The 22400-nt window shown below is 67.6% G+C and carries 27 protein-coding genes, 1 tRNA gene and 1 pseudogene; 5 read left to right on the plus strand and 24 right to left on the minus strand.

All coding sequences use genetic code 11. From position 1 onward, the window contains the following. Positions 1 to 105 precede the first annotated feature (105 nt). From galU to AB2L57_RS05625, 3 genes are all read left to right on the plus strand, one after another. Positions 106 to 993, plus strand: coding sequence for a UTP--glucose-1-phosphate uridylyltransferase GalU (galU, locus tag AB2L57_RS05615; protein WP_409048260.1), 888 nt, complete (start codon positions 106 to 108; stop codon positions 991 to 993). 21 nt (positions 994 to 1014) lie between these two features. Continuing rightward, the gene (locus AB2L57_RS05620) at positions 1015 to 1674 is read left to right on the plus strand and encodes a GNAT family N-acetyltransferase (protein WP_292810011.1); all 660 of its coding nucleotides are present in this window, start codon (positions 1015 to 1017) and stop codon (positions 1672 to 1674) included. Between the two features lie 98 nt (positions 1675 to 1772). Further along, positions 1773 to 2636, plus strand: coding sequence for a hypothetical protein (locus AB2L57_RS05625; protein WP_292810009.1), 864 nt, complete (start codon positions 1773 to 1775; stop codon positions 2634 to 2636). Positions 2637 to 2788: 152 nt separating this feature from the next. Here AB2L57_RS05625 and AB2L57_RS05630 read toward each other — a convergent pair whose 3' ends face one another. Next, positions 2789 to 2959 (minus strand): CsbD family protein, encoded by a 171-nt coding sequence (locus AB2L57_RS05630; RefSeq protein WP_292810007.1) that lies wholly within the window; start codon positions 2957 to 2959, stop codon positions 2789 to 2791. A 224-nt stretch (positions 2960 to 3183) separates the two neighbouring features. On the opposite strand from AB2L57_RS05630, the gene AB2L57_RS05635 reads away from it, so the two are divergent. Continuing rightward, positions 3184 to 3259: transfer RNA gene (locus AB2L57_RS05635), tRNA-Ala, on the plus strand. Positions 3260 to 4235: 976 nt separating this feature from the next. Here AB2L57_RS05635 and AB2L57_RS05640 read toward each other — a convergent pair. The 16 genes and pseudogenes from AB2L57_RS05640 to AB2L57_RS05715 all read right to left on the minus strand — a co-directional run. After that, positions 4236 to 5138: pseudogene (locus AB2L57_RS05640) on the minus strand (recombinase family protein); the annotation flags it as partial. Beyond that, the gene (locus tag AB2L57_RS05645; protein WP_409048261.1) at positions 5135 to 6784 is read right to left on the minus strand and encodes a tyrosine-type recombinase/integrase; all 1650 of its coding nucleotides are present in this window, start codon (positions 6782 to 6784) and stop codon (positions 5135 to 5137) included. The gene AB2L57_RS05645 and the pseudogene AB2L57_RS05640, both read right to left, overlap by 4 nt. After that, positions 6777 to 6998 (minus strand): helix-turn-helix domain-containing protein, encoded by a 222-nt coding sequence (locus AB2L57_RS05650; RefSeq protein ID WP_409048262.1) that lies wholly within the window; start codon positions 6996 to 6998, stop codon positions 6777 to 6779. The genes AB2L57_RS05645 and AB2L57_RS05650 overlap by 8 nt, the downstream gene beginning before the upstream one ends. Positions 6999 to 7019: 21 nt before the next feature. Next, a complete protein-coding gene (locus AB2L57_RS05655) occupies positions 7020 to 7628 on the minus strand; it encodes an ImmA/IrrE family metallo-endopeptidase (RefSeq protein WP_409048263.1) in 609 nt (202 codons plus the stop codon). A gap of 69 nt (positions 7629 to 7697) precedes the next feature. Next, complete coding sequence (locus tag AB2L57_RS05660; protein WP_409048264.1) at positions 7698 to 8099, minus strand: helix-turn-helix domain-containing protein; 402 nt, start codon at positions 8097 to 8099, stop codon at positions 7698 to 7700. A gap of 124 nt (positions 8100 to 8223) precedes the next feature. Continuing rightward, positions 8224 to 9084, minus strand: coding sequence for a hypothetical protein (locus AB2L57_RS05665; RefSeq protein WP_409048265.1), 861 nt, complete (start codon positions 9082 to 9084; stop codon positions 8224 to 8226). After that, entirely contained in the window at positions 9071 to 9448 is a 378-nt protein-coding gene (locus AB2L57_RS05670; RefSeq protein WP_409048266.1) for a hypothetical protein, read from the minus strand. Before AB2L57_RS05670 ends, AB2L57_RS05665 begins: the two co-directional genes overlap by 14 nt. 29 nt (positions 9449 to 9477) lie before the next feature. Further along, positions 9478 to 10251 carry a hypothetical protein gene (locus tag AB2L57_RS05675; protein ID WP_409048267.1) on the minus strand — a complete coding sequence of 258 codons (774 nt, stop codon included), beginning with the start codon at positions 10249 to 10251 and terminating at the stop codon, positions 9478 to 9480. Next, positions 10251 to 11114, minus strand: coding sequence for a hypothetical protein (locus AB2L57_RS05680; RefSeq protein WP_409048268.1), 864 nt, complete (start codon positions 11112 to 11114; stop codon positions 10251 to 10253). The genes AB2L57_RS05675 and AB2L57_RS05680 overlap by 1 nt, the downstream gene beginning before the upstream one ends. A gap of 109 nt (positions 11115 to 11223) precedes the next feature. Further along, positions 11224 to 11973: a hypothetical protein gene (locus tag AB2L57_RS05685; protein ID WP_409048269.1), complete on the minus strand. Its 750-nt coding sequence runs from the start codon at positions 11971 to 11973 to the stop codon at positions 11224 to 11226. Further along, positions 11973 to 12647, minus strand: a complete 675-nt coding sequence (locus AB2L57_RS05690; RefSeq protein ID WP_409048270.1) for a hypothetical protein — start codon at positions 12645 to 12647, stop codon at positions 11973 to 11975. The genes AB2L57_RS05685 and AB2L57_RS05690 overlap by 1 nt, the downstream gene beginning before the upstream one ends. A 129-nt stretch (positions 12648 to 12776) precedes the next feature. After that, a complete protein-coding gene (locus AB2L57_RS05695) occupies positions 12777 to 13580 on the minus strand; it encodes a replication-relaxation family protein (protein WP_409048271.1) in 804 nt (267 codons plus the stop codon). Positions 13581 to 13815: 235 nt separating this feature from the next. Continuing rightward, positions 13816 to 16008: a type IV secretory system conjugative DNA transfer family protein gene (locus AB2L57_RS05700; protein ID WP_409048272.1), complete on the minus strand. Its 2193-nt coding sequence runs from the start codon at positions 16006 to 16008 to the stop codon at positions 13816 to 13818. Then, the gene (locus AB2L57_RS05705; protein WP_036288677.1) at positions 16001 to 16249 is read right to left on the minus strand and encodes a hypothetical protein; all 249 of its coding nucleotides are present in this window, start codon (positions 16247 to 16249) and stop codon (positions 16001 to 16003) included. Before AB2L57_RS05705 ends, AB2L57_RS05700 begins: the two co-directional genes overlap by 8 nt. A gap of 177 nt (positions 16250 to 16426) precedes the next feature. After that, on the minus strand, positions 16427 to 16654 hold the full coding sequence (locus tag AB2L57_RS05710) for a hypothetical protein (protein ID WP_036288674.1): 228 nt from the start codon (positions 16652 to 16654) through the stop codon (positions 16427 to 16429). Positions 16655 to 16657: 3 nt separating this feature from the next. Next, the gene (locus AB2L57_RS05715; protein ID WP_036288671.1) at positions 16658 to 17281 is read right to left on the minus strand and encodes an MT-A70 family methyltransferase; all 624 of its coding nucleotides are present in this window, start codon (positions 17279 to 17281) and stop codon (positions 16658 to 16660) included. Between the two features lie 455 nt (positions 17282 to 17736). On the opposite strand from AB2L57_RS05715, the gene AB2L57_RS05720 reads away from it, so the two are divergent. Next, positions 17737 to 18183 carry a type II toxin-antitoxin system death-on-curing family toxin gene (locus AB2L57_RS05720; RefSeq protein WP_409048273.1) on the plus strand — a complete coding sequence of 149 codons (447 nt, stop codon included), beginning with the start codon at positions 17737 to 17739 and terminating at the stop codon, positions 18181 to 18183. Between the two features lie 77 nt (positions 18184 to 18260). On the opposite strand, the gene AB2L57_RS05725 is transcribed toward AB2L57_RS05720, so the two are convergent. The 7 genes from AB2L57_RS05725 to AB2L57_RS05755 form a co-directional block, all read right to left on the minus strand. Continuing rightward, on the minus strand, positions 18261 to 18896 hold the full coding sequence (locus tag AB2L57_RS05725; protein WP_409048274.1) for a hypothetical protein: 636 nt from the start codon (positions 18894 to 18896) through the stop codon (positions 18261 to 18263). Next, positions 18896 to 19666: a hypothetical protein gene (locus AB2L57_RS05730; RefSeq protein WP_409048275.1), complete on the minus strand. Its 771-nt coding sequence runs from the start codon at positions 19664 to 19666 to the stop codon at positions 18896 to 18898. The genes AB2L57_RS05725 and AB2L57_RS05730 overlap by 1 nt, the downstream gene beginning before the upstream one ends. Further along, entirely contained in the window at positions 19663 to 20787 is a 1125-nt protein-coding gene (locus tag AB2L57_RS05735; protein ID WP_409048276.1) for a hypothetical protein, read from the minus strand. Before AB2L57_RS05735 ends, AB2L57_RS05730 begins: the two co-directional genes overlap by 4 nt. Positions 20788 to 20792: 5 nt before the next feature. Beyond that, complete coding sequence (locus AB2L57_RS05740) at positions 20793 to 21299, minus strand: hypothetical protein (protein ID WP_409048277.1); 507 nt, start codon at positions 21297 to 21299, stop codon at positions 20793 to 20795. Next, positions 21296 to 21571 (minus strand): hypothetical protein, encoded by a 276-nt coding sequence (locus tag AB2L57_RS05745; RefSeq protein ID WP_409048278.1) that lies wholly within the window; start codon positions 21569 to 21571, stop codon positions 21296 to 21298. Before AB2L57_RS05745 ends, AB2L57_RS05740 begins: the two co-directional genes overlap by 4 nt. Positions 21572 to 21673: 102 nt before the next feature. Further along, a complete protein-coding gene (locus AB2L57_RS05750) occupies positions 21674 to 22087 on the minus strand; it encodes a hypothetical protein (protein WP_036288660.1) in 414 nt (137 codons plus the stop codon). Beyond that, positions 22080 to 22364 carry a hypothetical protein gene (locus tag AB2L57_RS05755; protein WP_036288658.1) on the minus strand — a complete coding sequence of 95 codons (285 nt, stop codon included), beginning with the start codon at positions 22362 to 22364 and terminating at the stop codon, positions 22080 to 22082. The genes AB2L57_RS05750 and AB2L57_RS05755 overlap by 8 nt, the downstream gene beginning before the upstream one ends. Positions 22365 to 22400 lie beyond the last annotated feature (36 nt).

Here is a 22400-nt window from a genome sequence, read left to right on the forward strand (position 1 = left end):
GCCTCGTGTCCCCCGAACGGAGGATCCGGCTGTCCCCCGAATGGGCCGGTTTGTCCCCCGAATGGGCCGGATTTGCGGGCTCCCGCGGGACTATACGATGGGCGCATGCCCACAGCGAAGTTCAAAGCCGTCATCCCTGCCGCCGGACTCGGCACGCGCTTTCTCCCCGCGACAAAGGCCATGCCCAAAGAAATGCTGCCCGTCGTCGATAAGCCCGCGATCCAGTACGTGGTCGAGGAGGCCGTGCAGGCCGGCATCGAGGATGTGCTGATCATCATCGGCCGCAACAAGAACAACCTCTCGAACCACTTCGACTCGGTGCCCGAGCTCGAGGAGAAGCTGCGCGCCAAGGGCGACACCTCCAAGCTGCAGAAGGTCATGGCCTCTTCCGACATGGCCGACATCCACTTCGTGCGCCAGGGTGAGCCCAAGGGCCTCGGCCACGCCGTGCTGCGGGCCAAGGCACACGTGGGCACCATGCCCTTCGCGGTGCTGCTCGGTGATGACCTCATCGATGAGCGCGACCCGCTGCTGACCAAGATGCTCGAGGAGCAGACCAAGCGCGGGGCGTCGATCGTCGCCCTCATGGAGGTCGACCCCGAGCAGATCCACCTCTACGGCGCCGCCGCGGTCGCAGCGACCGACGACCCCGACGTCGTGCGCGTCACGGGCCTCGTCGAGAAGCCCGCCAAGGAGGATGCCCCCTCCAACCTCGCCATCATCGGCCGATACGTGCTCAGCCCCGAGATCTTCGATGTCCTCGAGCACACCCAGCCCGGCAAGGGCGGCGAGATCCAGCTCACCGACGCGCTCGAGGAGCAGGCGGCGGATGCTGCCGGCCCCGGCGTGTTCGGCGTCGTGTTCCGCGGTCGCCGCTACGACACCGGCGATAGGGTGGATTACATCAAGGCCATCGTGCAGTTGGCCTCGGATCGTGACGATCTGGGACCGGAGCTGCGTCCCTGGTTCAAGGAGTTCGCCGCGGGCCTCTAGCCCGGTTCGAGGGGAGTGTGCATGGAGCTCTCACTCCCACGCGAACACGAACAGATCTCGATCCGCCTGATCAAGCCGCGCGACGCGCGGGTGCTGCAGCAAGAGCTGCTGAGCAACCGCACGTGGCTGCAGCAGTGGGAGGCGACGAGTCCCGACGGGCCGGTCTCGTTCGACATGCGCCTGGGCGTGCGCCGGCTGCTGCAGCAGTACCGCGATGGAGCCGGCGTCCCCCTCGTGATGGAGTACGGCGGGCGGGTGACCGGGCAGCTGAACGTCTGGGGCATCGCCCGCGGGTCGCTCGCGAGCGCAACCATCGGGTACTGGGTGAGCGAGCGCTTCGCGGGCAAAGGCATCACCCCGACGTCCGTCGCGATGGCCACCGACCTCTGCTTCACCGATCTGCGCCTGCACCGCATGGAGATCTGCATCCGCCCCGAGAATCGTGCGAGCCTGCGCGTGGTCGAGAAGCTCGGCTTCCGCTACGAGGGGCTTCGTCGTCGGTACATCCACATCGACGGTGACTGGCGCGATCATTACGCCTTCGCGCTGACCCGCGAGGAGGTGCCGCACGGCGTGCTCGACCGCTGGGTGCGGGGCCAGGCACCGCGCGACGCCGCGACCGTGCCGCCCGCGGACCGCCCGACTCCGGCCGTCGGCCCGTCGGGAGCCGCGGGCGCATAGCGTCGCGCCCCCGCCCGCGCAGAAGTCGGCGCGAAAGGGGTCGGCGACACGCGCCGGGATGCCGGGGGATCGCCGTGCCGTCGCATACCGTTGTCGCCATGGGTGGGCAGGTTCTCGGCGGCGGAGTGATCGTGCTCGTCGCCGTGCTCCTCTGGCTCGTCTATCTCCTGCCCACGTGGCACAGCCGGCATCAGTTTCACGCCGCCGAACGCAACGCCGTGCGGCTGAACCAGGCGCTGCGCGTGCTCGCCGAGACCAGCGAGACGCCCGCCGAGGTGCGGCTGGAGCTGACCGCGCGCACCGCGCTCGCGCAGCAGAAGCTCGCCAAGCGCCTGCAGGCCGAGAAGCAGGCCGCCGAGCTCGAAGAGCTGCGCGCCGAAGTCGAGGTCGCCCGACACGCACCCGCCGCCCGCCGTGCACGGGCCCGACGCCGCGCGCGACTCGTGGCGACGGGGCTGCTCACCGCCGGTCTCGCCGTGATCGGGGTCGGCGTGTGGCAGACCGTGCAGTCCGGCTCGCAGCTTGCCCTCTGGTCGGGCGTGGGCATCGTCCTGCTCGCTGTGGCGGTGCTGCACCGCATGGCCCGGGTCGCCACGCGCGCCGTCATGCGGGAGAGCGCACCCGCGATCGTCCGTACCGCCGCCGTGATGCAGGACGTGCAGCTGGCCGAGCAGTCTCGCGCCTGGACACCCCGCAGCCTGCCCCAGCCTCTCGCCTCGTCGGCGGGATCACGTGCTGCGGCAGAACTCGACGCCGCCGAGGCGCGCGACGCGCTGCGCCTGGCCGCGCAGGCCGAGGCGATGCGCGCCCAGGCAGAGTCTCTCGCGCCGGTGCCGATCACGGCCGCGAGACCCGCGGCGCCTCCTATGGGCCCGTCTCGATATGCGGCGATGGGCGTCGTCGACGACGCCGAGATCGAAGCGCACGTGCGCCAGCTGCTCCGCTCCCGCGCCGCGGGCTGAGGTCTGCGTTCGCCTGTCGCGTTCTGCGGGTGCGTGGGGTGTGGATGCGCAGTTTGCGACAGGGGAGCATCCCGGGGTGGATGCTGCGGCCCGCCGCACGCCGAAGCGGCCCGCCCCCGTGGGGAACGGACCGCTTCGGCTGATGGGATGCCCTACTTGAAGGCGTCCTTGACGTTGTCGCCGGCCTTCTTGACGTTGGCGCCGGTCTGGTCCGCCTTGCCCTCGGCCTCGAGGCGCTCGTTGTCGGTCGCCTTGCCGGCGGCCTCCTTCGCCTTTCCGGTGAGGTCTTCGGCGGTGTGCTTGATCTTGTCTCCGATGCCCATGTGAGGCTCCTTCCGTTTCCTTCTTCTCCAGCCTGCGCCTCTCGGGCGCAGGACGTCAGTGGGTTGTCTTTCGGGGGGTGAGGGTGCTACGCATCCCGTTCGTGAGGTGCACGACGACGGGCAGGCCGCGGTGAAGGTTCGGGTGAGCCGGGTGCTCGTCTCGGGCGGCGGCCTGGGGGCGGCATCCGGGGTCTGATCGCCGTGATAACCTAACGGAGGTCTACGGGCCTGTGGCGCAGTTGGTAGCGCGCTTCGTTCGCAATGAAGAGGTCAGGGGTTCGAATCCCCTCAGGTCCACCATAGGAGGCTTACTCGAAACAGCACCTGCTGCAGAGCCGGTGAAGAGTGAGCTCCAGGCCGTTGTCGCGACTGTTGAGTTGTCAGCAAAGAGACCGCCCTTCGGGGCGGTCTCTTTGTGTTTGGCGGGGATGGTCTGGCCCTGGCTGCGGGCGAAGGCAGCGGCGAAGTGCTGCCGGATGGCGTCCTCGTTCAGGCCGAGGGTAGCGGCCTGGTAGGCAGCTTCGGTGGCGAACAGCGCGTCATGCGGAGAGGTGAGGCGGCTGCCGACGACGTCTTCGTCGGTGATGTAGATCGCGCCGAACACGGCCTGGTTGAGGCGGCGGCGGACTTCGTCGGTGGTGTTCTTGTACAGCTCGTGCGGGTTCTCCAGCAGGCTGAGCTGGGAGTCGAGGAACTTCGCCCCGGAGGTCAGGTCGACCGCGACGGCGTCGCGTTGCGTGGTGAGCCGTTCGCGTTCCTGCCCGATCTTCCGCAGTCGCACCTTGATCTTCCCGGGGGCGACGGTGCCGTCGGCGGCGAGGTCGAGCAGGTTCTCTTCCTGCACGTCGAGGGCGTCGAGTTGGCCGTCGAGTTGCTTCTTGAGGAGTCGCTGGGCTTCGTCCTGGCTTCCGAGGGTGTCGGCCATGAGCGCGCGGAAGGCGCGGAGGAACTCGGGCGTGTAGCGCTTGGTCTTGTAGTGGCGTTCGACGGCGTCCTCTACGCGGTAGAGGTTGTGGTGCGGGCTGGTGCAGGTGCCGTCCTTGGTGCCGGGGCAGAAGTAGTAGAAGTACTCCTGCCCGTTCTTGCCGACCGTGCGCTGGACGAGCAAGCGCCGGTCGATGTCGCGTTCCTGCTTGCACTGCCCGCAGAACACGGTGCCTTTGAGGTAGTGATGGTGCTCACGGCGGCGTTCGCCGGATTTCCCGCGGATGCGGCTGACCTCTTGCGCCTTGTCGAAGAGCTCCTGGCTGATGAGCGGGTGGTGCTTGCCGGGGATCTGCTCGCCGTCGTACGTGACCACGCCGGTGTAGTACGGGTCGCGGAGCATCTGATGCACCTTGTTCACGGACACCGGCCCGGCCGGGCGCTTCGCCGTGGCCCGGGTGGTGAGGCCGCGGTCTGTGAGCTCGTCGACGATGTCGTTCAGCGTGTACTCGCCGGTGGCGTAGAGCTCGAAGGCGAGCTTCACGAACGGGGCGCGTTCGGTGTCGATTTCGATGGTGCGGATGTCGCGGCCTTCGGAGATGTCGCGGACGTTGAGGTAGCCGAGGCGGGCGCGGCCGAGGGTCTGGCCGCGTTTGGCGGCGGCTTCCATCTTGCGTTTGATGTCGGCACCGCGGGAGGTGGACATCATCTCGTTGAACACGGAGATCATGCCGCGCATGGCCTTGCCTGCCGGGGTGTCGTCCATCGGCTCGGTGACGGAGATGAGTTGCACGCCGAGGGATTGGAACACGATGCCGAGCACGGCGTCCTCCCACTGGTTGCGGGCGGCGCGCTCGAACATATAGACCAGCACGACGTTGACGTCTCGGCGGGCCTGGATGCGGGCGAGCATCTGCCGGAACACGGGCCGCTTCTCGATCGACATCGCGGACTTGCCGGGCTCGACATACTCCTCGATCACGGTGTAGCCGAGGGCGGTGGCGCGTTCGTAGCAGAGCTGCCGCTGGGTCTCCATCGAGGCGCCGTTGGCGTAGTCCCGGGACGTCTTGGTCTGCGAGGGGTCGGAGACGCGGAAGTACACGACGGCGCGCTGGCCCTTCGGCACCGCGTCCAGGTCGAGCGTGGCGTCCAGGACGTTCCCGAGCTGGAGCTGGCGGACGTGCGGCGCGGTGAGTTTGTCGAGGTCGGGCATGCCGGGCAGGTCCGGCAGGCCGTAGTTGATGCGGGGCGTCATGCTGCTTCCTCCATCGGGTCGAGGCGGTCGGTCGGGATGAGGCTGAGGGGGAACGCGGCGCGGGTCTGCTGCGCTGTGTGTGCGTTGCCGAGCACCTCGCGGAGCGCGATGAGGTCACTGAGAGCGGCCTGCAACCGGGGTGCCGATGCGACGGTCGATGTGACGATCTGACGGCAACCGTTGACGGCAACCGCGCCGAACAACTGGTTACGCGCGCGTACTTCCAGCAACACGATTTGGTCGTGTGGAAGGTCCGCGAACACGGAAATAACAGGGGTCGAATGTGGTGCCCCGGAGCGGATTCGAACCGCTGGCCTGAAGATTAGAAGAGCGCTAGGGTCGTTCGGCTTCTCATGCTCTGCATCACGTTGCGACCCCTGTAGAACGGTCGCTGTGAGCGGGAAATCGTTGACGGCAACGTCGGCGTCCTGACGGCTACCGCGCGAGTCTTCCGCAGACTCCGACGCGCTCGTGGACACGTCCGGCGACGGTTGCCCGAGGCGTGCTTCCAGGGTGTTCGTGACGGCCATGATGGCGTCGCGTCGGCGCTCGTGGTTGCCGTGCTGGTATATCTGCATCGTCGTGGAGACGTTGGAGTGCCCGAGGATCATCTGCACGTCCTTCGGGTCGATCTGGAGCCCGCCGAGCAGTGTGGCGACGGTGTGGCGTGCCTGGTGCAGGGTGATGCGGCGAAGTCCCGCGCGTGCGGTAAGGATGTCGAAGGTGCGCAGGAGGCCACGAGGTTCTACAGGCGTGCCGACCTTACTGGTCAGCACGGTGCCTTCCGTCGTGAACGTCTCCGGCGGGATCGGTGACAGGTGCTCGTTGATCACGGCGCTGGTCGCCGCGGCGTGCTCGAGCAGGGCGTGCCTGATGAACGGGACGAGCGGCAGCCGCCGGTTGCCCGCGTCGGTCTTCACGGACGCGGCCCGGAGCGAGCCGTCGATACGGCTGATCTGCTGCCGGACGGTGATCTGGTTGGTAGCGAAGTCGACGTCCGCCCAGCGCAGCCCGGCGATCTCTCCGGCTCGGAGACCGTAGGTCAGGGCGATGAGGTACCCGATGTACCACGGGTGCCCGTGCGCGATGCGCAGGAACGTCGCGACGTCATCGGGGTTCCAGGGCAGGAACTCCTTGCGCTTGGCCATCGGCAGTTCGATGAGGCGTGCGACGTTCCGGCTGACGAGCTCGTCGCGCATAGCCCGGGTCAGGGCTGCGGACAGCACCGTGCGGAACTTCTGCGCGGTGCGGATCGAATGGCCGTCGTCGAGCAGTGCATACGCGGCGTTCTGGACGTCGCGCACCGTGAGCTGGGTCAGGCGCTTGTCGCCGATGCGAGGCACGATGTGCAGCCGGACGACGCCCTCGTAGCCCCGCGCCGTGTTGCGCCGGTTGCGGCGCGGCACGACAGACTCCAGCCACTGCTGCAGGTACTCGGCCACCGTGACCTGCGAGTTCGGGGTCAGGAGGCCGCGACGCACTTCCTCGTGCTTGGCGACGAGCTTCTCGTGGGCTTCCTTCCGCGAACGGGCGTAGAAGCGGACGCGCTTCATTCGCCCGTCGAGTGTCGGCACGTAGGAGGCGGCCTCCCAGCGGCCGTCCTTGCGCAGGGTGATGGTTCCTTCGCCGTTCGCGCGCTTAGCCATGATGCGCTCCTGGCCGCTGGGCGACGCGCTGGTGTGTGAGGAACCGCTCGAGGTCGGACTCGAAGATGAAGCGGCGGGCAGCGATCTTGACCGAGGGGATCTCCCTGTCTCGGATCAGCCGATACAGCGTCGCCTTGCTCACTCGTAGCCGTTCCATGCTCTCCGGGAGCGTGAGCAGGCGCCCGGTGGCGGTGTGTTGGATGGTGTCGTTCATGAAGGGATTCCCCTCCTTTCGTTAGAGGTCAGTGATCTTGTTGATGAGGTTCAGGTCGTTCAGGCGCAGCACGACGCGGTGCTTGGGCACGTCGAAGTGCTTCGCGAGTGAGCCGGTGGTTGTCAGCCCGTCGCGGATGGCGCGGCGCATCTCGGCCGCGGGCATGAGGACGCAGGCGGCGAAGTGGTCTCCGGCCATCTGCGCCTGCAGCGGGCCGCGACGGAAGTGCGGGTCGTAGAGATGGACGGACTTGCCGTGATCGAGGATGTGCTTGAGCTCGTGCAGGATCAGGAACCGGCGAGACGCGGACGAGCGGGTCTCCACGATCTGGATGACCCAGCGCTTCGCGGTCACATCCCAGTGGCTCTCGCTGGAGCGCGGCAGGTCAGGCACGAAGCGGACGACGATCGCAGGGAGGTTCTTCACGAACCCGACCGGGTCGGTTGCTGCGGTGCGGGCCAGCCGACGCAGCAGCGAGGATTGGTGCTCCGCGATGCGCTCCGCGGCGCGCCAGCTGAACGGGAAGCTCTGCTCGGGCACGAGCTTGCGCAACCGGCGCAGCACGGATCGGCGGGAGACCTGCGTGGTCGTCGTCGCTTCAGATACTGCGGCGTGTGTCAAAGGTGTCATTGGTTGTTTCCTCCTTCCCCCACCCGGGAGTGACTGGTTGTTGTGGTGTTCGCAGCTTGCGCTGCGGGTCTACTGCTCGTCTTCGCCGGGAGCGGGGCCGTCGACGAGGACGCCTTCACGCTCCGCGAGGGTGCGGAAGTAGATGTCGAGTTCGGTGATCGCCTGTACCGACAGTCCCTGGTAGCGAGCGCGCAGGTACGGCGCGAACGACGGCAGTGCCGTGACTGTCGGGTAATTCGCCAGCGAGTACAGATCGGGTACGGCCAGGCCGAGGGCCTCTCCGAGAGCATGAAGAATGTCCGGCCGAGGACGTTCGAGCTTCTCCTGCTCGATGCGTTCGATTGTGGTGCGGGGAACGCCTGTACGTTCCGCGAGCCGGCGGAGAGAGAAGCCTTGTTGGGTGCGCGCCTGTTTTATGGAAGGGCCCAGGCGCATAGCCGCTGTCGCGCTATTCATGGTGCGGGTCTCCACTTACATATCTCACCCATTTTACTCCCTTGTTGTGGAAAAGTCCTGATTAAAGGCATTTTTTACAACACTTTCCGTCTGCCTTCGGCGAACTCCGGCTATTGCGCTTATGCATCTGACAGGGGTGCTATTTCGTTATCTCCTCCTCCGCGTAGTGGTTCTTCTTGAACAGGTGGATCTGTCCTGCGACAGCGACGGCGCTCCAGTGCTCACCGGCGCCCTCGTGCAGCTGACGCCGTGCGTCGTCGCTGAGCTCGCGGTATGAGACCGGGGTCGTGTGGTTGTCGTCATCGAGCTGGAAGACCCTGGTCGTCGTGTCGAACAGCTCGGCCAGGTCGGCGTAGGAGCCCACGTAGTCCGACGCGAAGCCACGCTCGACGTCGGGCCGACTCGTGTCGGTGGTCGGGAGTCGCAGGTAGGCGACTCCGGGGATGCCGTGATCGAGTGCGAACCGCTCGGCGCGGTCGAGCACCGTGCCGTCCTCGAACAGGGCCTCGTCGCCTCGGCCGTGGATCGCGACGGTGAGGCCGAGATCCTCCTTGTAGGAGATCAGGTGCCGCCACTGCGTTTCATCGGCGGGAAGCTCGGGACGTAGCTGCGGCACGACGGCGTCGAGAAGGTGCCCATCCAGCCAGTTGAGGACTTCGCGGGTTTCCGGGTAGACGTTCGGACGGGACGCGAGTTCGAGGCATTCGGAGCGGACCTCGTCAACGTCGACTTCGCGGCCGTCAGCGAAGTCGCGCAGTGCCGTGCCTTTGTCGATGCCGAGCGCGAGGAAGTGCGCGACGCCGCGGGCGTCCTCCGTGCTCAGGGGCCGGCCTTCGGTGTGGGCCATGACGCAGGCGCCCATCATCGCGCCGATGACCTCGATGGCGCGGTGCGAGGCGTGCTCTCCGGTCCCGGGCAGCCGCTCGATGATCTCGGCGCGCAGGTGCTGGTCGTCGGGGCGACGTTCCGGGTCTCGGGGGATGTGGCTATCGCGTTCCATTGCCAGCCTCCTCACCTTCTGCCAGGCGAGCGTTGTCACGCTGAACCAGGTAGGTGCCGAGCCAGTCGATCCATTCCTTCGCGTGAGCCGGGATGGTCGGGTCGGCGTATAGCTCGAGGTACTCCTCACGCAGCTTCAGGTAGTCGCCATCGCCGGTATCGGAGAAGTGCTCCAGCGCGGTGTTCGGTCGTCCGAGGAGCCGGACGAGGCCGTGCGCGATCGCCTTGGCGGCATCGGTAGATATCTCGCTGTCGGCCTCCTGCGCAGCGGCGATGCCATCGCTGGCGATCCGATCGATGGCGTCAGCGGGTTTAATACGACTCTCGGCTTGCTCGGGGCCGTGATCCTGGGGTTGTTGTTCCATAGGGGTTCCTCCTTTCGAGGGATGAGTGGCTATTGATCGAAGACGTGGAATCTGCCTTCGTGGAAGATGACGTCCTTGTGCTCGCGGAGTTCCTCGAGGAGTCCGGCTTCGTCGAACTCGACCCAGTAGCCGCCGACGAATCTGTCTCGGAGCCCGTCCAGGACGTCGCGGATCTGCGGGGCGTCGGTGAACGCATCGAGCAGCTGCTTCTCGCTCTCGAACGCGCCGCGGTAGCTGGCCTCGAAGGCCTCCACGAGGTGATCCGAGGCGGCGTCGACGTCTGGCAGGGCGAGGAAGAGCCGCCACGGCACAGGGTCTTGAGTCATCAACGGACCCAACCGCTCACCGAGGGTCTCGACGGCCTCGACCGGAGTGTCGGCGCGGACACTGACCGAGAGCAGAGCCTCATCGACGGTGATGTCGGTCTGCCAAAGGATATTCCGCAGCTTCGGGGAGCCGGGTGGCCGCTTGACCGGCGTTGGGCGGGCGTTGTCCGCCGTGACCAGGTGCGCGCCGAGCCAGTCGATCGCCTCGGTGACTTCCTCTGGCGCGCCCGGCTGGTGGTAGATCGGCAGGTACTCCGCCCGGAGTGAGGCGTTGGTGCCTTCGCCGGTGTTGGCGAATCGGGCCAGTGCGGAATCCGGCGAGGGTTGCAGGAGCGACGCGAACATGCGCGCGGTTATGACGTCGATGTCGCGGCCTTCGCGGCGCGCGACCTCGATGTCGTGCATGGCGAGGAACTCGCTTGCCAGCTTCGCGAGGTCGTTCGGCTGCTCGCCACTGGGAATCAGCTCGTGTTCCATCACAGGTCGTCCTCCCGCTCGGGCAGCCCGAACTTGCGGGTGAAGACGTGGACGCGGCCTTGGTGGCCGTCGAGGACGAGCCATTCGCGGCGCAGCCGTTCCTCGTGTTCATCGACCGTGTCCTCGCGAGCTTGGGTGGCGACCTTTCCGGCGGCTTCGACCGCGGCGGCGAGCCCTTCAGTGTGATCGGCCATGAACTCGGTGATGGTGTCGTAGGTGTTCTCGTAGCGGATCGAGAACGCGGCAGGCCCCACCGGGTATCCGACGAGCCGAGCGAAGACGCCGTAGGCCTCGCCGTAGCGGCGGATGCCGTCCGCGTAGGTGATGACGTCGGCAGCGCTGGCGTCTTCGGGGATGTCGATGCCGTGGAAGCCGACGGAGGCGGTTACGACGATGCGGTCGCTGTATGGGGCGTGCTCGGTGAGGAGCTGTTCCATCTGCTCGCGGAGTTCGGCGGCGGGTACGTCGGTGTGCAGCCAGGCGCCGCCGGGGCGTGGTCCGATGTCGGGGTCGTCGGCCTGGGCGAAGACCATTGGGGCGGGTTCGACGTGCTCGGTCTCGATGAGGTCAGGGTCGGCTCCCTCGATGCGTTCCAGGAAGTCCCAGAGCGCGACGACCCAGGGCATATGCTCGAGGCCGAGGCTGCGGATCTGATCCAGCTCGGACAGGACGCCATCGGGGTTCAGATCGCCGGTGGCGGCAAAGCGCTCCATGTGCGTGCCGTGGCCGTTGTGCAGCGCTGCGGCGATGATCCGCGCGGTGGAGGCGCTGAGGCCGAGCCCTTGCCTGTGGGCATCCTCGATGCCTCGGGAGATCAGGGTGGTGGCGTGCTCCTCGTGGTAGCTGTTCACGAAGCTCGGCACGTCAGCGGTTCGTTGGCGGACGGGGTGTTCGCCGGGTGTTGGTGATGGTCGTTCCATGCGGGGTTCCTCCTCTCTTCGGATCGCGGTGAACGTGGGGATGGTCGATGCGTTAGCCGTGGAAGACATAGCTGCGTCCTCCGATCTCGACGGTGCTCCAGGTGATGGGGTGCGTGCTGTCGGGCGCGTTGCGGACGGCGTCGAGCTCGTCTCGCTCACCGATGTAGGCGGTGCGGAACAGCGCCTCGATGTCCGGTGCGGTGGCGTCGACAGCCGGGGCGCGCAGGAACGCGACGAGCGGCTCGCCGTGATCATGAGCCAGCCGGGCCAGGCGAAGGCCGAGCGCAGCAGCTCCCAGTTCGCCGACCTGAGCGCGGGTCTTGAACAGCAGGCCGTCGCGGTGGCCGTCGGCGTGCGTGAGAAGCGCGAACAGCACTCGTCCCATCCGCCGCGCCCGATGACGCTGCCGTGGCCGGTCGCCTTCCCTGTTCGCCAGGTAGGTGCCGAGCGAGTCGATGAGCAGATGCTCTTCGGGCTCCATCGCCTGGTGTTCGCGCAGCGGCAGGTACTCGGCTTTGAGGTGCTCGTGTGAGCCGATTCCGGTGGCGAAGAAGCGTCGGAGCCGTGCGGTCTCCAGCTCGTCCGGGGCGTGCGCGGTGAGGTTGTACGCGATCAGGCGTGCCGTGATCGGGTCGATGTCCTGCCCGGCGGCCTGCGTCTCGAAGATGACGTCCTGGGCCTTGTCAGAGAACATCGCCGTGACGAAGATCCCTGCCTCCTTCGGCTCCGGCAGCGTGTGCAACAGTTCTTCCAGCTCGGGCAACTCGTCGCGGCGTTCGGGGTCCGGGGTCGGTCGTTCCATCACGACTGCCCTCCAGTGAGGCCGGAGACGTCGAAGACGTGGATGCGGCCGTTCAGGTCGATGGCATCGATCGCCACCGGCAGCGCCGGGTCGTGCAGATCATCGGGAGTGTCGACGGTGGTGACATAGGCCGCCTGGAACTTCGCGACGAGGGCTGGGTCTTGGGCGTTGACGCCCGAGAGTCGAAGGAAGGCGCGGAAGGGCTCGCCGTGTTCGCTGACGTGGGCTGACAGCTGTTCGTGGAGCGTCTCGTGTTCTGCTTCGGTCAGCTCGTTCTGGGTGGTGTAGGCGATGGTCTTCCAGATGCCGTCGCGCTCCGCGGGGCTATCCGGGAACCGCACGACGGCGTCGGCCATCAGCGGGAGCGGGCCGCGTGCCAGCTGCGGATGCTGAGCATGGATGAGGTGGGTGCCCAGCCAGTCCGCCGTGGTGACCGTCTCGCGGCTGTGCTCGCCCCGGTAGGCGGGCTGCAGGCTGGCGCGCACCTCGGCCGGGTCGCCGCTGCCGGAGATCATGAAGCGCTTTCGGATGTCGATGTCGCGGGCGTCGTCGCCGGCAGGGATCGTCGATATCAGCAGGCGCGCTTCCGCATGGGTGAGCGGCCGCCCTTCGGCGAGCGCGCCGAGGATCGCTTCGCGGGTGCTGTGCTGGAGGGCCTCGATGAGGAAAGCCATCCTGTCCTCCGGGAGGCTTTCGCCGGTGTCGGCGTGTTCGTGCTGCGTGGTGTTTCTGTGCTCCTGGTCGCCGTGGCCGGCGCCGGATCGTGGAATGTGTTCCATAGGGGGTGTCCTCCTTTCAGAAGGTCAGGGGTTGGTGGTGGTGAGGTGCGCGGCGAACTGCTCGGTCGTGACGACGCGGAACAGGTCGTCCGGGAGCGAGGGGTCGCCGCGGATGGCGCGGATGAGCTGCGCCTGGCGGGCCTTATCGGGTACGACCCAGAGCACGATCGGGAAGACGCCCGCGGACTGCTGCTCGATGCCGGTGGCGGCGTAGCGCGCGTAGAGACGGCACTTGGCGAGGATCACGGGAAGGTGCTCGGTGGAGCGGTCGGCTTCCACGAACCAGGAGTCCTCCCACGCCCCAGCCGCGGTGACCGCGTACAGGTCCGGCTTGAGCGTGAGGACGGTGCCGTGCGGGCCGGTGAACTCGCGCCAGCAGCTCGGCTCCGTCTCGACCTTCAGCAGCTCGACCTGACGCTCGCGGTCGAGGACGCGCAGCGTGGTGACGAGGTCGGTGACGGCGAGCGTGTGGTCGACGAATTGCGTCGAGGGCTCGGTGTAGCGACGGCGTCCCTTCTCGCCTCTTCGGGCGCGCTGGATGCGATCGCCCAAGCTCGTGAGTTGCCAGATGAAGCCCTGCGACCCGCGCCGGGCTCCTCCCACGCGCCGGGCCAGATGCGAGATGAGGCGTTCGCCCTTCAGCCGGTTCAGCACGCGCATCGCAGCCCTGGTGGCGCCGGTCATCGTGGCATGGGCGTCGGGGGCGACCGGGAAGTGCAGCTGCTGGATGGAGCGGGACGTCAGCAGGCGCAGCTGCTCGAGGTCGTCCAGGATCGCGAGGTCGCGGGCCGAGAGCGTGGCGAGCAAGGCGGCATCGACGGGGTTCATGCTCCCCTCCTCGTGCTGGTCGGGATGCTCCGGTACCGGCGTCTGGTCGGCGGCTCGGCGCAGCTGGCGTCACCCCTGAACAAGGGGTGAGTCCCATCCGGGACAGAGGCGACAGGGGCGGAAATACGCGGGTATCGGGGCATCGTGAGCGTCGCGATGTGACGGTCGGTGAGACGGTCGATGCGACGAGGCGCGTCCGTCTCCGCCGCCCTGCGCTCGGGTCGGGAGAGGGCGTTCATGGCTGCCTCCTGCGGCGTCCGAGCGGCCCCGGTGCGGGCTGGAGCAGGTCGGGCGGCGGCTCCGTTTCCTCCAGCCCCGGCGTGACGTCGACAAGGTTCTCGTGGTCGAACGGCACGGGCTGATGGTGCTCGCGGGAGGCGTGGCGTACCTCGGTCACCTTGTGAGCACCGGCGACGGGCGGCAGGGTCTTACCGAGCGCCCAACAGGTGGTGATGCCGTCGACCAGGGGTCGGAGGTAGACCTCGTACTTGCCGAGGCTCATGAAGTCCAGCGGCTCCAGGTCCGGAGCGAGCTTGGCGATCGTGCGAGCGTCGTCCTCGTCTTCGAGCCGGTAGATGACCTTCGTTCTCGCGTTGGACTTGATGGCGGACTTCATCTCCTTCGGGAGCTGATCCCAGTACTGGGTCGAGAGCGCCCAGCCGACCGAGAGCGACCGACTCCGCGCGAGGGCGTCGGCCAGCGACACGGTGAGGGTGCCGTTCATGAAGCGGTCGGCCTCGTCCACGAACACGAACCCCGGACGCTTCTGATGCCCTTCTTCCGAAGCGCGCTCCTGGGTGGCTTGCCAGGCTTCGGCCATGATGAGCCCGCCGATGAGGTTCGCCGTCATGGGGCCGATGAGGGCCTCGTTGAGCGGGACGATGACGATCTTCCGGTCGCGGAAGATGTCTCGGAGCCGGAAGGCGGGCCGTCTCTGTCCGAGGATCTTCACCGCGCCGGGGCGCAGCAGGATCTGCCGCAGCCGGTTCATCACGGGCGCGACGACGGACATCTGCGCGGCGGGCTTGAGGGACTCGTACCAGGCCCAGAAGCCGGCGAGCGTGACGTCGCCGGCGATCTTGCCTGCCTGCACTCGACGGAACGTGGCGTCCGTCCAGAGCCGGGGCAGGTCGAGGATCGTGTTCGGCTTCTCGGGAGTTCCGGTGCGAAGCAGCGTCCTGACGGAGGCGCTGAGGATGTCCGAGGTGCGCGGGCCGAGGTCGATGAAGACCTTCTCGAACACCGCCAGGATGCTGTCGGCCTGTACGTCGGGATCGCGGTCGCCGGGATCGAACGGGTTGAAGCCGTTCGGATGCTCGTCGGCGGCGTTGATCTCGTAGACGTCCGCCCACCGCTCCTTCGGGATGCGGGGCAGCAGCGCCGCTGGCGTCTGGTCTTTCGGGTCGAGGATGAGCGTGGCATGCCCCGCCTCGATGACCGTCGCCATGAGGTGTTCCAGCATGGTGGTCTTGCCGACGCCGGTCGGGCCGAGCGCGAACAGATGGTGCATGGCGGCGGCGAACGAGATGCCGAGGCTTCGGTTGTCGCCGGGAACGAGGGAGGTCGCGATGGCGAGTGGGCCGTCCGAGACGTTGCTCTCGGCGCGCAGCAGCTTCGGATGCGCGGGCGGCATCCCGGGAAGCGGATCGGCGCCGAGCGGCCAGCCGGAGAGCGGCACGAGCTCGGAGACGGCCAGGTGCGCCGTGAAGGAGCGCGGGCGGCTTGGGGTGTTCAGCGTCGAGGACTGGTCACGGTACAGGCGGATGCTCGTGCCGGCGGACTCTGCCAAGCGGAGCCCGGCGAGCAGTTCCAGGCCGAGGCGGCGGCGCTTGTCGTCGTCCACGGCGTTCACGCCGATGCGGATCGTGCCGTCGATGCCGTACTGGGCAGCACGGTCGCGCACCGCGTTGCGGATCTCGTTCGGCGCGTCGGTCTTCCCCTTCGTGAGAGCCTGCCAGACGCCCATCCCGCCCGGCGGGGCGATCTTCGGCGGCACCTGACGCGGCGGGATGCCGGGGCCGAGCAGCACGTGCAGGACGACTTGTTCGCCTGGCTGGAAGCGGCGCGAGAGCGTCGAGTAGAGGGCGCGGCTGATCCGGTCGGGGTCGTGCACGTTCAGCGGCAGTCCGACCGGCGTGATCTTCACGGTGCCGCTGGTGCGCAAGGGACTACGGACATAGCCGTCGAGGCCGGTCATGAGGGTGCCAGGGATGAGATCGCCGAGCAGCCGGCGCAGCTCTTGGACGTAGGTTGCGTCGCAGCCGACGAGGTGCACGATGCCCTCAGAACTGGCGCGGGTCTCCAGGATGACGGGTTGATCGCGGCGGTCGGAGGCAAGACGAGTCAGGAAGGCCTCGACGTGATCCGCGGGGAGCGGATGCGGCAGGAACAGGCGGGAGAACACCAGGGAGGACGTGGGCTTAGGCATCGGGGGCCTCCGTGTTCTCCATCGCCAGCTCCGGCCGGAATCCGGCCAGCTTCTGCACCCCGGCGAGAAGACCCGCCGGGCGGTGCTCCGCGTCGGCCTGAGCTTGGGCCGTGTGCAGCCGCAAGGCGTCAGCCAGCGCGAGCATGTCGGTCTGGTACGTCGGGTCGGAGAATGCGCGCAGCTGATGGTCGCTACTGCGATATGCGCGCTTGGTGGCACGCTGGGGCTTCGGATTAGGCATGAGGGTGGGTCTCCTGCTTACGGTTGCTATTACTTGAGCGGAATGACAGACCCACCGTCTGTTGTCCACAAAATGGGACAGTCCTTCCCGACTTGCTTATACGAAATAGGGTGCGAATCGTCAAGAGGTGTTGCGTATTCCACAACATCCCTTCAGAGGTGAACGTGCTCACGCTTTTCACCACCGATTCCGGCGTGCCATCCAAATGCGGAAGGCGATCCATCCGGCCGCGAAAGCCGCGAGCCCGATGACGACCCAGACCCAAATCTGGGACAGCAACTGGATCGCCAGGGCGAGGACGATGACCCCGCCGAGGATCAGCAGGCAGGCGTTGAAGAACTTCTGGCTCATGGTGTCCTTCTTCTTTTCGTCGTGCTTCTTGTCGTCATTGCTGAACCAGGACATGGGTCAGCTCCTCTCGGTCTGGTCATCGAAGTCGCTCGGAACCGGGTAGTCCGGGATCGAGATGTCGGAGTCGATCTCGTTGCCCCACGCGCTCCACGGGCTGTCCGGTGTCTGCGGTGGACGGCGCCGTGCGAAGAGCTCGAGCTTCGGGCCGGCGCCGCTGACCAGTTCGATGGTCGAGAACTGGGCTTCCGGCTTGTGCGAGTGGTCGGTGGTCGGCGCGGTGAACCAGGTCGGCTGCGAACGGTACTTGACCGGTGCTTTGCCGCGGGTGGCGAACAGCAAGTGCTCGGTGTTGTTCCGCAGGTAGTTCCCCAGACCGATCCGCGGCCACTTCACCCAGGTCAGCGGACTGCGCACGGTGAAGCCCCAGGCTTCGGCCACGTCGTACCCGTCGCGCAGCGTCGCGTTCGTCACCCAGAGCCAGAGGTGCGCATCCTCGGTCGCGATCTGCTCTATGGGCATTGCCTTGATCTGGTCGAGCGTGAGGAGGTCGTACTTGCGCTCGGCGCCCCTCGCGCCCTTCTGCTGCACATCCCAGGGCGGGTCGGCCAGGATGGTCGAGAAGCGCGGGCCGGTATAGCGAGAAGACGGTGCTGTCTTCTCTGGTGGTGGAGTTGTGGTTATAGCGGGTGTATTCCTTTCTCCCGGCGCGAGCTGATGAAGAGTTCGCCTCCTCGATGATCGAGGGGGCGATGAATGGCCGGGTGCCGTCGTTTGTTATACGTGACGGTTTCGGAGACACAACCGTCTCATCGCATGTCACATCGGGAGAACAGAGGTAACGATTCCCGACTTTCCCTGGAATGCGACATGCGCTATCGCCCACCGCGACAAAATGTCGCATTTCTCTTGCGGAAATGTCGCGGTTGGGAGTGTGTGTCGCAAACGTGTATTCGCCTCCCGAGTATTGGAATGCGCGGCGAAATGAAGTAAAATACATGCAGAAGTATGGAAAAGAGTTCGAAGCCGACACCATCACCAGTGCAGATGACACCTCCACAGAAGAAGGTGCTGATTGAAGCCGCCGTGAAGCGGACGGTGAAGCGCTACCGCAAGACACTGGAGCTCCTTGCGCGTACGTGACGGCTGCGCTGACGATCGCTGACGCCGAGGTCGCGTTCGAGAGCGCGCAGTTGCTGCTCACAACGGAGCCGATGCCCGCGCTCCACACGCGCGCCCCGCACCGACTCGAAGCGGTGCTGGCTGCGCCGTTCGCCTCGTTCGACGGGCGCGAGCAGTACCCGAGTCTGGAAGAGAAGGCCGCCGTGCTGTTCTATGCGGCCTGCAAGGATCACCCGTTCCAGAACGGCAATAAGCGCATGGCCGTCGTTCTGACCAACACCTTCCTGATGCTCAACGGCGCGGAGCTCGACACCGACGCACTCACGCTCTACGACGTGGCCTACGAAGTCACCGAGACGATGAGCGACCGGCGTCCGGAGGCGCTCACCTACCTGACGCGCTTCGTCCAGGAGAACGTACGAGCACTCGACGTCGGCGACATCCACGAACCCCTCGCCGCCTAACACGAGGCCCCACTCGAGGGCACGAAGAACCCGCCCGCCTGTAGCGACAGGCGGGTTCTTCGTATAGGCGGCCGCGATCACGTCCGCGCCGTCCAGTGCGTCGGCTCGACGGGCGTCTCGGCCGCAGTCGTGATGTCGATCCCGATCGGCAGCACCTGCGGGGCGAGCTGCCCGGTGCGGGCCATCTCGGCCAGCACGGCGTCCTCGACGCCGAACCGGAGGTAGTTCACGATGAAGGCGCGCTGGTCGATGAGGAACTCGCGCCGGACAGCCCAGTGCAGCACCTGGCCCACGGCATCGGCATGGAGCAGCCGCCAGGGCAGGCTCCCGCGCTCCAGCCCGTGACGCTCCGCCTCCCAGAGGTGGAAGACGGCCATGTCCAGCTCGTGCGGCGACGTGAAGTCCCGTCCCCGCTCCAGGTGCGTCACGTCGTGCCAGAAGCGGTACGCCCAGTTCGCCTCCGGGCCGGCAAAGATGACGGCGTCGGAGCCGCCGTCGAACACCGGCAACGGTTCCCTAGTGGCGAGGCTGTGCTGCCAGGCGGTCTTGAGAGCGCGCCAGGTGTTCGGCGCGTCCGGGTGCGGCGTCCAGCCGAAGCCGAGTCGCTCCTTCGTCTGGTCGGCCATGAGGTGGACGAACTCGGTGAGCTCGATGCGGGCCTGGAGCAGCTCGCCCTCGGTGAATGAGAGCCGGGGCAGGTCGTGGGTGCGCATCAGCGGTTCCCCTTCCGGGAATGCTCGGGCGAGAGCGGCGGGATCGATGGACGGGTCCGGTCGGCGTGCAGTACCGACAGGCGTCGGCCACGCCGGGTGGCCGTGAGAGAGCGGTGGATCGCCGCCGACAGCGCGCCAGGGGCGTCTCCGTGCGCGATCTCGGTGATCGTGATGTTCTCCCCGGCCAGATCCGGCGGCGCGGGGGCGTTCAGCAGCACGGCGTGCACCTGCCCAGGGAAGTCCGCGAGCCGCTTGAAGACGTTCTCCGGGTCGAGGTCGGTGATCTGGAAGTCGCTGAGGATCGTGAAGCGCACGTCATGATCCGGATGCGCCTTGGCGAGTTCCTCCGCCACCGTCAGCGACGGGGCGAGGTTGCTCGACCCCATCGCGTCGATCGGCACCTTCAACGCGGCGGCGAGTTGCCGCCCGGCGTGCGTGGAGTTCAGCGGCACCGCGCCGCTGTTCCCGGCCGAAGGCTGGTCGAAGTGGATGACCGCGACCTTGGGGCGGGACGTGTAGGTCCAGGCCTGCACGATGCGAATCGCCTGCTTCGCCTCCAGGAACCGGCGCCCGATGGGGTCGGTGCCGCCAGGGGCGACGACGGAGCCGGAGTGGTCGAAGCAGAGGATGTCCAGGCTCGGTCGCACCGGGTCGAGGCCGGGGAAGCCGAGTTCGAACCACGGCTCCCCCCGCTCGCGCCCATAGACGGTCACAGGGACTGGCAGGAGCCCTGCGGGCTGCAGCCGGGGCGGCTGGATGCGCGGAGTCACCGGGAACCACCCCCGCCCTGCGTGCGGTCGGTGCGCCCGACCGGCCCAGGGACACCCGCAGCGGGGCCGTGACCGGCGACGCCAGGGTTGCGGCGCAGGATGCCCCACTTCGTTGCCCGGATGCGGTGCCCCGCAGCCTCGCCACGCTGGATGTGCTCGTCGATGACCGAATCAGCGTCGGCGCGCCGCTCGAGCTGGGTGCGCCACGGGCTCGATGCGGCGAGGCGCTCGTGGCGGGCGATCTCCGCGTCGTAGGCCTTCGCGGAGCCGTCGATGACGTCGGCGATCTCGTCGGCGTGCATGAAGGACTCGATGAAGCTCGCTCCCGCGACGGCGAGGGCGATGCCGCCGTAGAGGGCACCGACCAGGCTGCCCTCGATCTCAGCGCGTCCAGCGAAGATCGCCGCCGCGATGAGCGCCGCGGCCGTCAGGGAGATGCCGGTGACGAGCTTCAGCATCGAGCGGCCGAAGTTCGCGCCGGTGAACAGGTAGCGGAAGGGCTTCTGCTTCTCGGTGAGCGCGTCAGGGTCGCAGGCGCGGCGGTCGGCTGCCTGGAGCACCCGGTACTCCGCCCCGACCAGCCCCGCCGTGACGGCGGCGGTCGCGGCGGAGACGGACATGAGGCCGGCGAGCAGCGGGTAGTCCCCGATGTTGATGCCGAGCAGGGTCACCCCGACCGCGTCCCCGAGCACCAGCGCGCCCTTGATGGCGTAGTGGATGAGCTTGCCGCCGGTTCGGCGGCGGAACGGCGCAAGCGCCTCCTGCGTATCCACGTAGCGGGCGGCGGCCGCTTCGAGCACCGGCGTATGCCCGGTGACGATGCGCTCTGCGGCGTCGGCGGCGGGCTGGAGGCCAGCGGCCTCGACCTCGACAGGGCGGGCGGTCTCGATGCCCGCGGCCGTCCAGGAGGGGGCCTGTTCGGTTTCGAGGTCGTCGTACTCCTGCTCGACCCAGGTGCCAGAGATGTTCCCCGGCTTCGCCACCGCAGCGGCCTCATCGACGCGCTGCAAGGTGATCTGCTCAGCGTCCTGGAGCTGCTCCAGCGCCGCCACGCTCGGCCCCGGGATCGGGGACGAGACGCGGCGGACGAGGAGGCCCAGACGGTTCTGATGGGTGCTCATCGTGGTCACCGCCAGTCCGTCACAGCGAGGCAGGAGGCCGCGCCGGTGCGCTCGCAGAGGCGGTCGTAGTACGCCACCAGCGCCTCGGCCAGGTGCGAGGAGACCGGGGCGCCGGCGACGCGCCCGATGCCCGCGACGGTCACCTCGGCCCCGTCGAGTTTCGGCACCGTGATCTGATCGGCCAGAGTGGTCGCCCGCTCCGGCGTCAGGCCGGCGTCGAGCGTGACGCCGACGTTGTCGAGCCCGTCCGTGAGGTTGACGTACTGGAACTGGTAGCCGTCACCCAGCTGGGCCTGCTGCTCGCTGGCGAGACGCCAGACGCCCGTGATGTCCGAGCCGTCCGTGGGCAGCGAAGCGAGCGCGTCCGGGTAGGCGTCCTTGATCTCGGTCATGAGATCCTCGACGGCCTGGGGGACGCGGCGCAGCTGCGCGTTGGAAGTCGCGCCGGGCATGGTGATCTCGGCGTCGTAGAGCGTGACGGTCGCGCCGGAGGAGGACGAGTAGCCGGTCACGGTGAAGTGGCCGCCGCAGATGGCGACCTCCGTGGCGAGCTCTCGATGATGGCGAGGCGCTCCGTGTCGAGCTGGGTGGAGCGGCCGGAGCCGGTGCCGTCCCAGTCGACGCGGGTGGCGACCTTGAGGCCGTCCGGGCAGGACTGGAGCTGCTGCTGGAGCTGCCCGAGCTGGCCCGGCGCGTTGTAGTCGCCGCAGGCCGTGAGGGCCAGCGCCGCAACGCCGGCGAGCGTGACCGCCGCGAGAGCGCGGGGTACCGTGATGTACGTCATGAGAGATGCCTTCCGTGTTCGTTTTCGCAGATGGATGGGGTGGGTTTTCTTGAGGTGACAGGGAGCGATCGGAGGGCCTAATCCCCGATCGCTCCCGCCGTTTCACGAGGCGAGAGCGCCGCGCGGATCGAGAGGGCCAAGGCCCAGCGGGCGGGCGAAGACGAAGGTGTCCTGTCCGACCGTGATGAACTGCAGCAGGTTGAGCGCGTCGAGCAAGGGCGCGTTGGTGTCGCCGGTCACCGTGCTCATGAGCGCCTTGAGGAAGCGGCTGGCGTCGTTCCAGTCCGTGAAGGAGCCGACGTAGCAGGAGCGGTACGCACCGTCGAGGGCGTCCGGGGTGAAGTCGTCGTCGCTGGCGACGAGGAGGACGTAGACGGTGAAGCTGGTGCCGTGGCGGCTGATGCCCTCCTCGATGGCGCTCGCCAGCGCGCGGGAGGTCGTGATGCGCGCGACGCGCTCCACGACCTCCACGTCGACGGAGAGCGCGACGTCAGAGAGGTCGAGCGACTCAGCCACCGGCGGGCTCCCCGTCGGCCTGGTTGGCGATGGCAGTGAGCGCCTCCGCGAACGCCGTGGTGATGCCGGCGAGCTCGTGAGCAAGCTCGAGCGTGGAGGCGTCGATCGAGAGGCGCCCGTGGATCTCGAGCTCCTCCGTCACGACGGTCATGGCGCGCATCGCGGCGGCGTTCGCGTCGCTGACGTAGAAGATGACGATCGGGTCGACCTTCGGCGGGATTGCCGGGGGCGACGTGGGGTTGGCGGTGGGTTCGAGCGTGGGAGCGATGCTGTTCATGCCATCGACTCTGGCTGGCATATCGGCAGACTCAAC

It is taken from the genome of Microbacterium sp. HA-8 (assembly GCF_046111165.1).
GTDB lineage: Bacteria > Actinomycetota > Actinomycetes > Actinomycetales > Microbacteriaceae > Microbacterium.

Bases quoted from the DNA above. Each gene is read 5' to 3' on its own strand.
- AB2L57_RS05675 (WP_409048267.1), bottom strand. From the start codon at position 10,251: ATGGAACACGAGCTGATTCCCAGTGGCGAGCAGCCGAACGACCTCGCG.
- AB2L57_RS05745 (WP_409048278.1), bottom strand. From the start codon at position 21,571: ATGACGTACATCACGGTACCCCGCGCTCTCGCGGCGGTCACGCTCGCC.
- AB2L57_RS05705 (WP_036288677.1), bottom strand. From the start codon at position 16,249: ATGCCTAATCCGAAGCCCCAGCGTGCCACCAAGCGCGCATATCGCAGT.
- AB2L57_RS05630 (WP_292810007.1), bottom strand. From the start codon at position 2,959: ATGGGCATCGGAGACAAGATCAAGCACACCGCCGAAGACCTCACCGGA.
- AB2L57_RS05645 (WP_409048261.1), bottom strand. From the start codon at position 6,784: ATGGCTAAGCGCGCGAACGGCGAAGGAACCATCACCCTGCGCAAGGAC.
- AB2L57_RS05620 (WP_292810011.1), top strand. From the start codon at position 1,015: ATGGAGCTCTCACTCCCACGCGAACACGAACAGATCTCGATCCGCCTG.
- AB2L57_RS05700 (WP_409048272.1), bottom strand. From the start codon at position 16,008: ATGCCTAAGCCCACGTCCTCCCTGGTGTTCTCCCGCCTGTTCCTGCCG.
- AB2L57_RS05670 (WP_409048266.1), bottom strand. From the start codon at position 9,448: ATGGAACAACAACCCCAGGATCACGGCCCCGAGCAAGCCGAGAGTCGT.
- AB2L57_RS05685 (WP_409048269.1), bottom strand. From the start codon at position 11,973: ATGGAACGACCGACCCCGGACCCCGAACGCCGCGACGAGTTGCCCGAG.
- AB2L57_RS05735 (WP_409048276.1), bottom strand. From the start codon at position 20,787: ATGAGCACCCATCAGAACCGTCTGGGCCTCCTCGTCCGCCGCGTCTCG.
- AB2L57_RS05625 (WP_292810009.1), top strand. From the start codon at position 1,773: ATGGGTGGGCAGGTTCTCGGCGGCGGAGTGATCGTGCTCGTCGCCGTG.
- AB2L57_RS05755 (WP_036288658.1), bottom strand. From the start codon at position 22,364: ATGAACAGCATCGCTCCCACGCTCGAACCCACCGCCAACCCCACGTCG.
- AB2L57_RS05695 (WP_409048271.1), bottom strand. From the start codon at position 13,580: ATGAACCCCGTCGATGCCGCCTTGCTCGCCACGCTCTCGGCCCGCGAC.
- AB2L57_RS05650 (WP_409048262.1), bottom strand. From the start codon at position 6,998: ATGAACGACACCATCCAACACACCGCCACCGGGCGCCTGCTCACGCTC.
- AB2L57_RS05725 (WP_409048274.1), bottom strand. From the start codon at position 18,896: ATGCGCACCCACGACCTGCCCCGGCTCTCATTCACCGAGGGCGAGCTG.
- AB2L57_RS05655 (WP_409048263.1), bottom strand. From the start codon at position 7,628: ATGACACCTTTGACACACGCCGCAGTATCTGAAGCGACGACGACCACG.
- AB2L57_RS05710 (WP_036288674.1), bottom strand. From the start codon at position 16,654: ATGTCCTGGTTCAGCAATGACGACAAGAAGCACGACGAAAAGAAGAAG.
- galU (WP_409048260.1), top strand. From the start codon at position 106: ATGCCCACAGCGAAGTTCAAAGCCGTCATCCCTGCCGCCGGACTCGGC.
- AB2L57_RS05665 (WP_409048265.1), bottom strand. From the start codon at position 9,084: ATGGAACGCGATAGCCACATCCCCCGAGACCCGGAACGTCGCCCCGAC.
- AB2L57_RS05690 (WP_409048270.1), bottom strand. From the start codon at position 12,647: ATGGCTTTCCTCATCGAGGCCCTCCAGCACAGCACCCGCGAAGCGATC.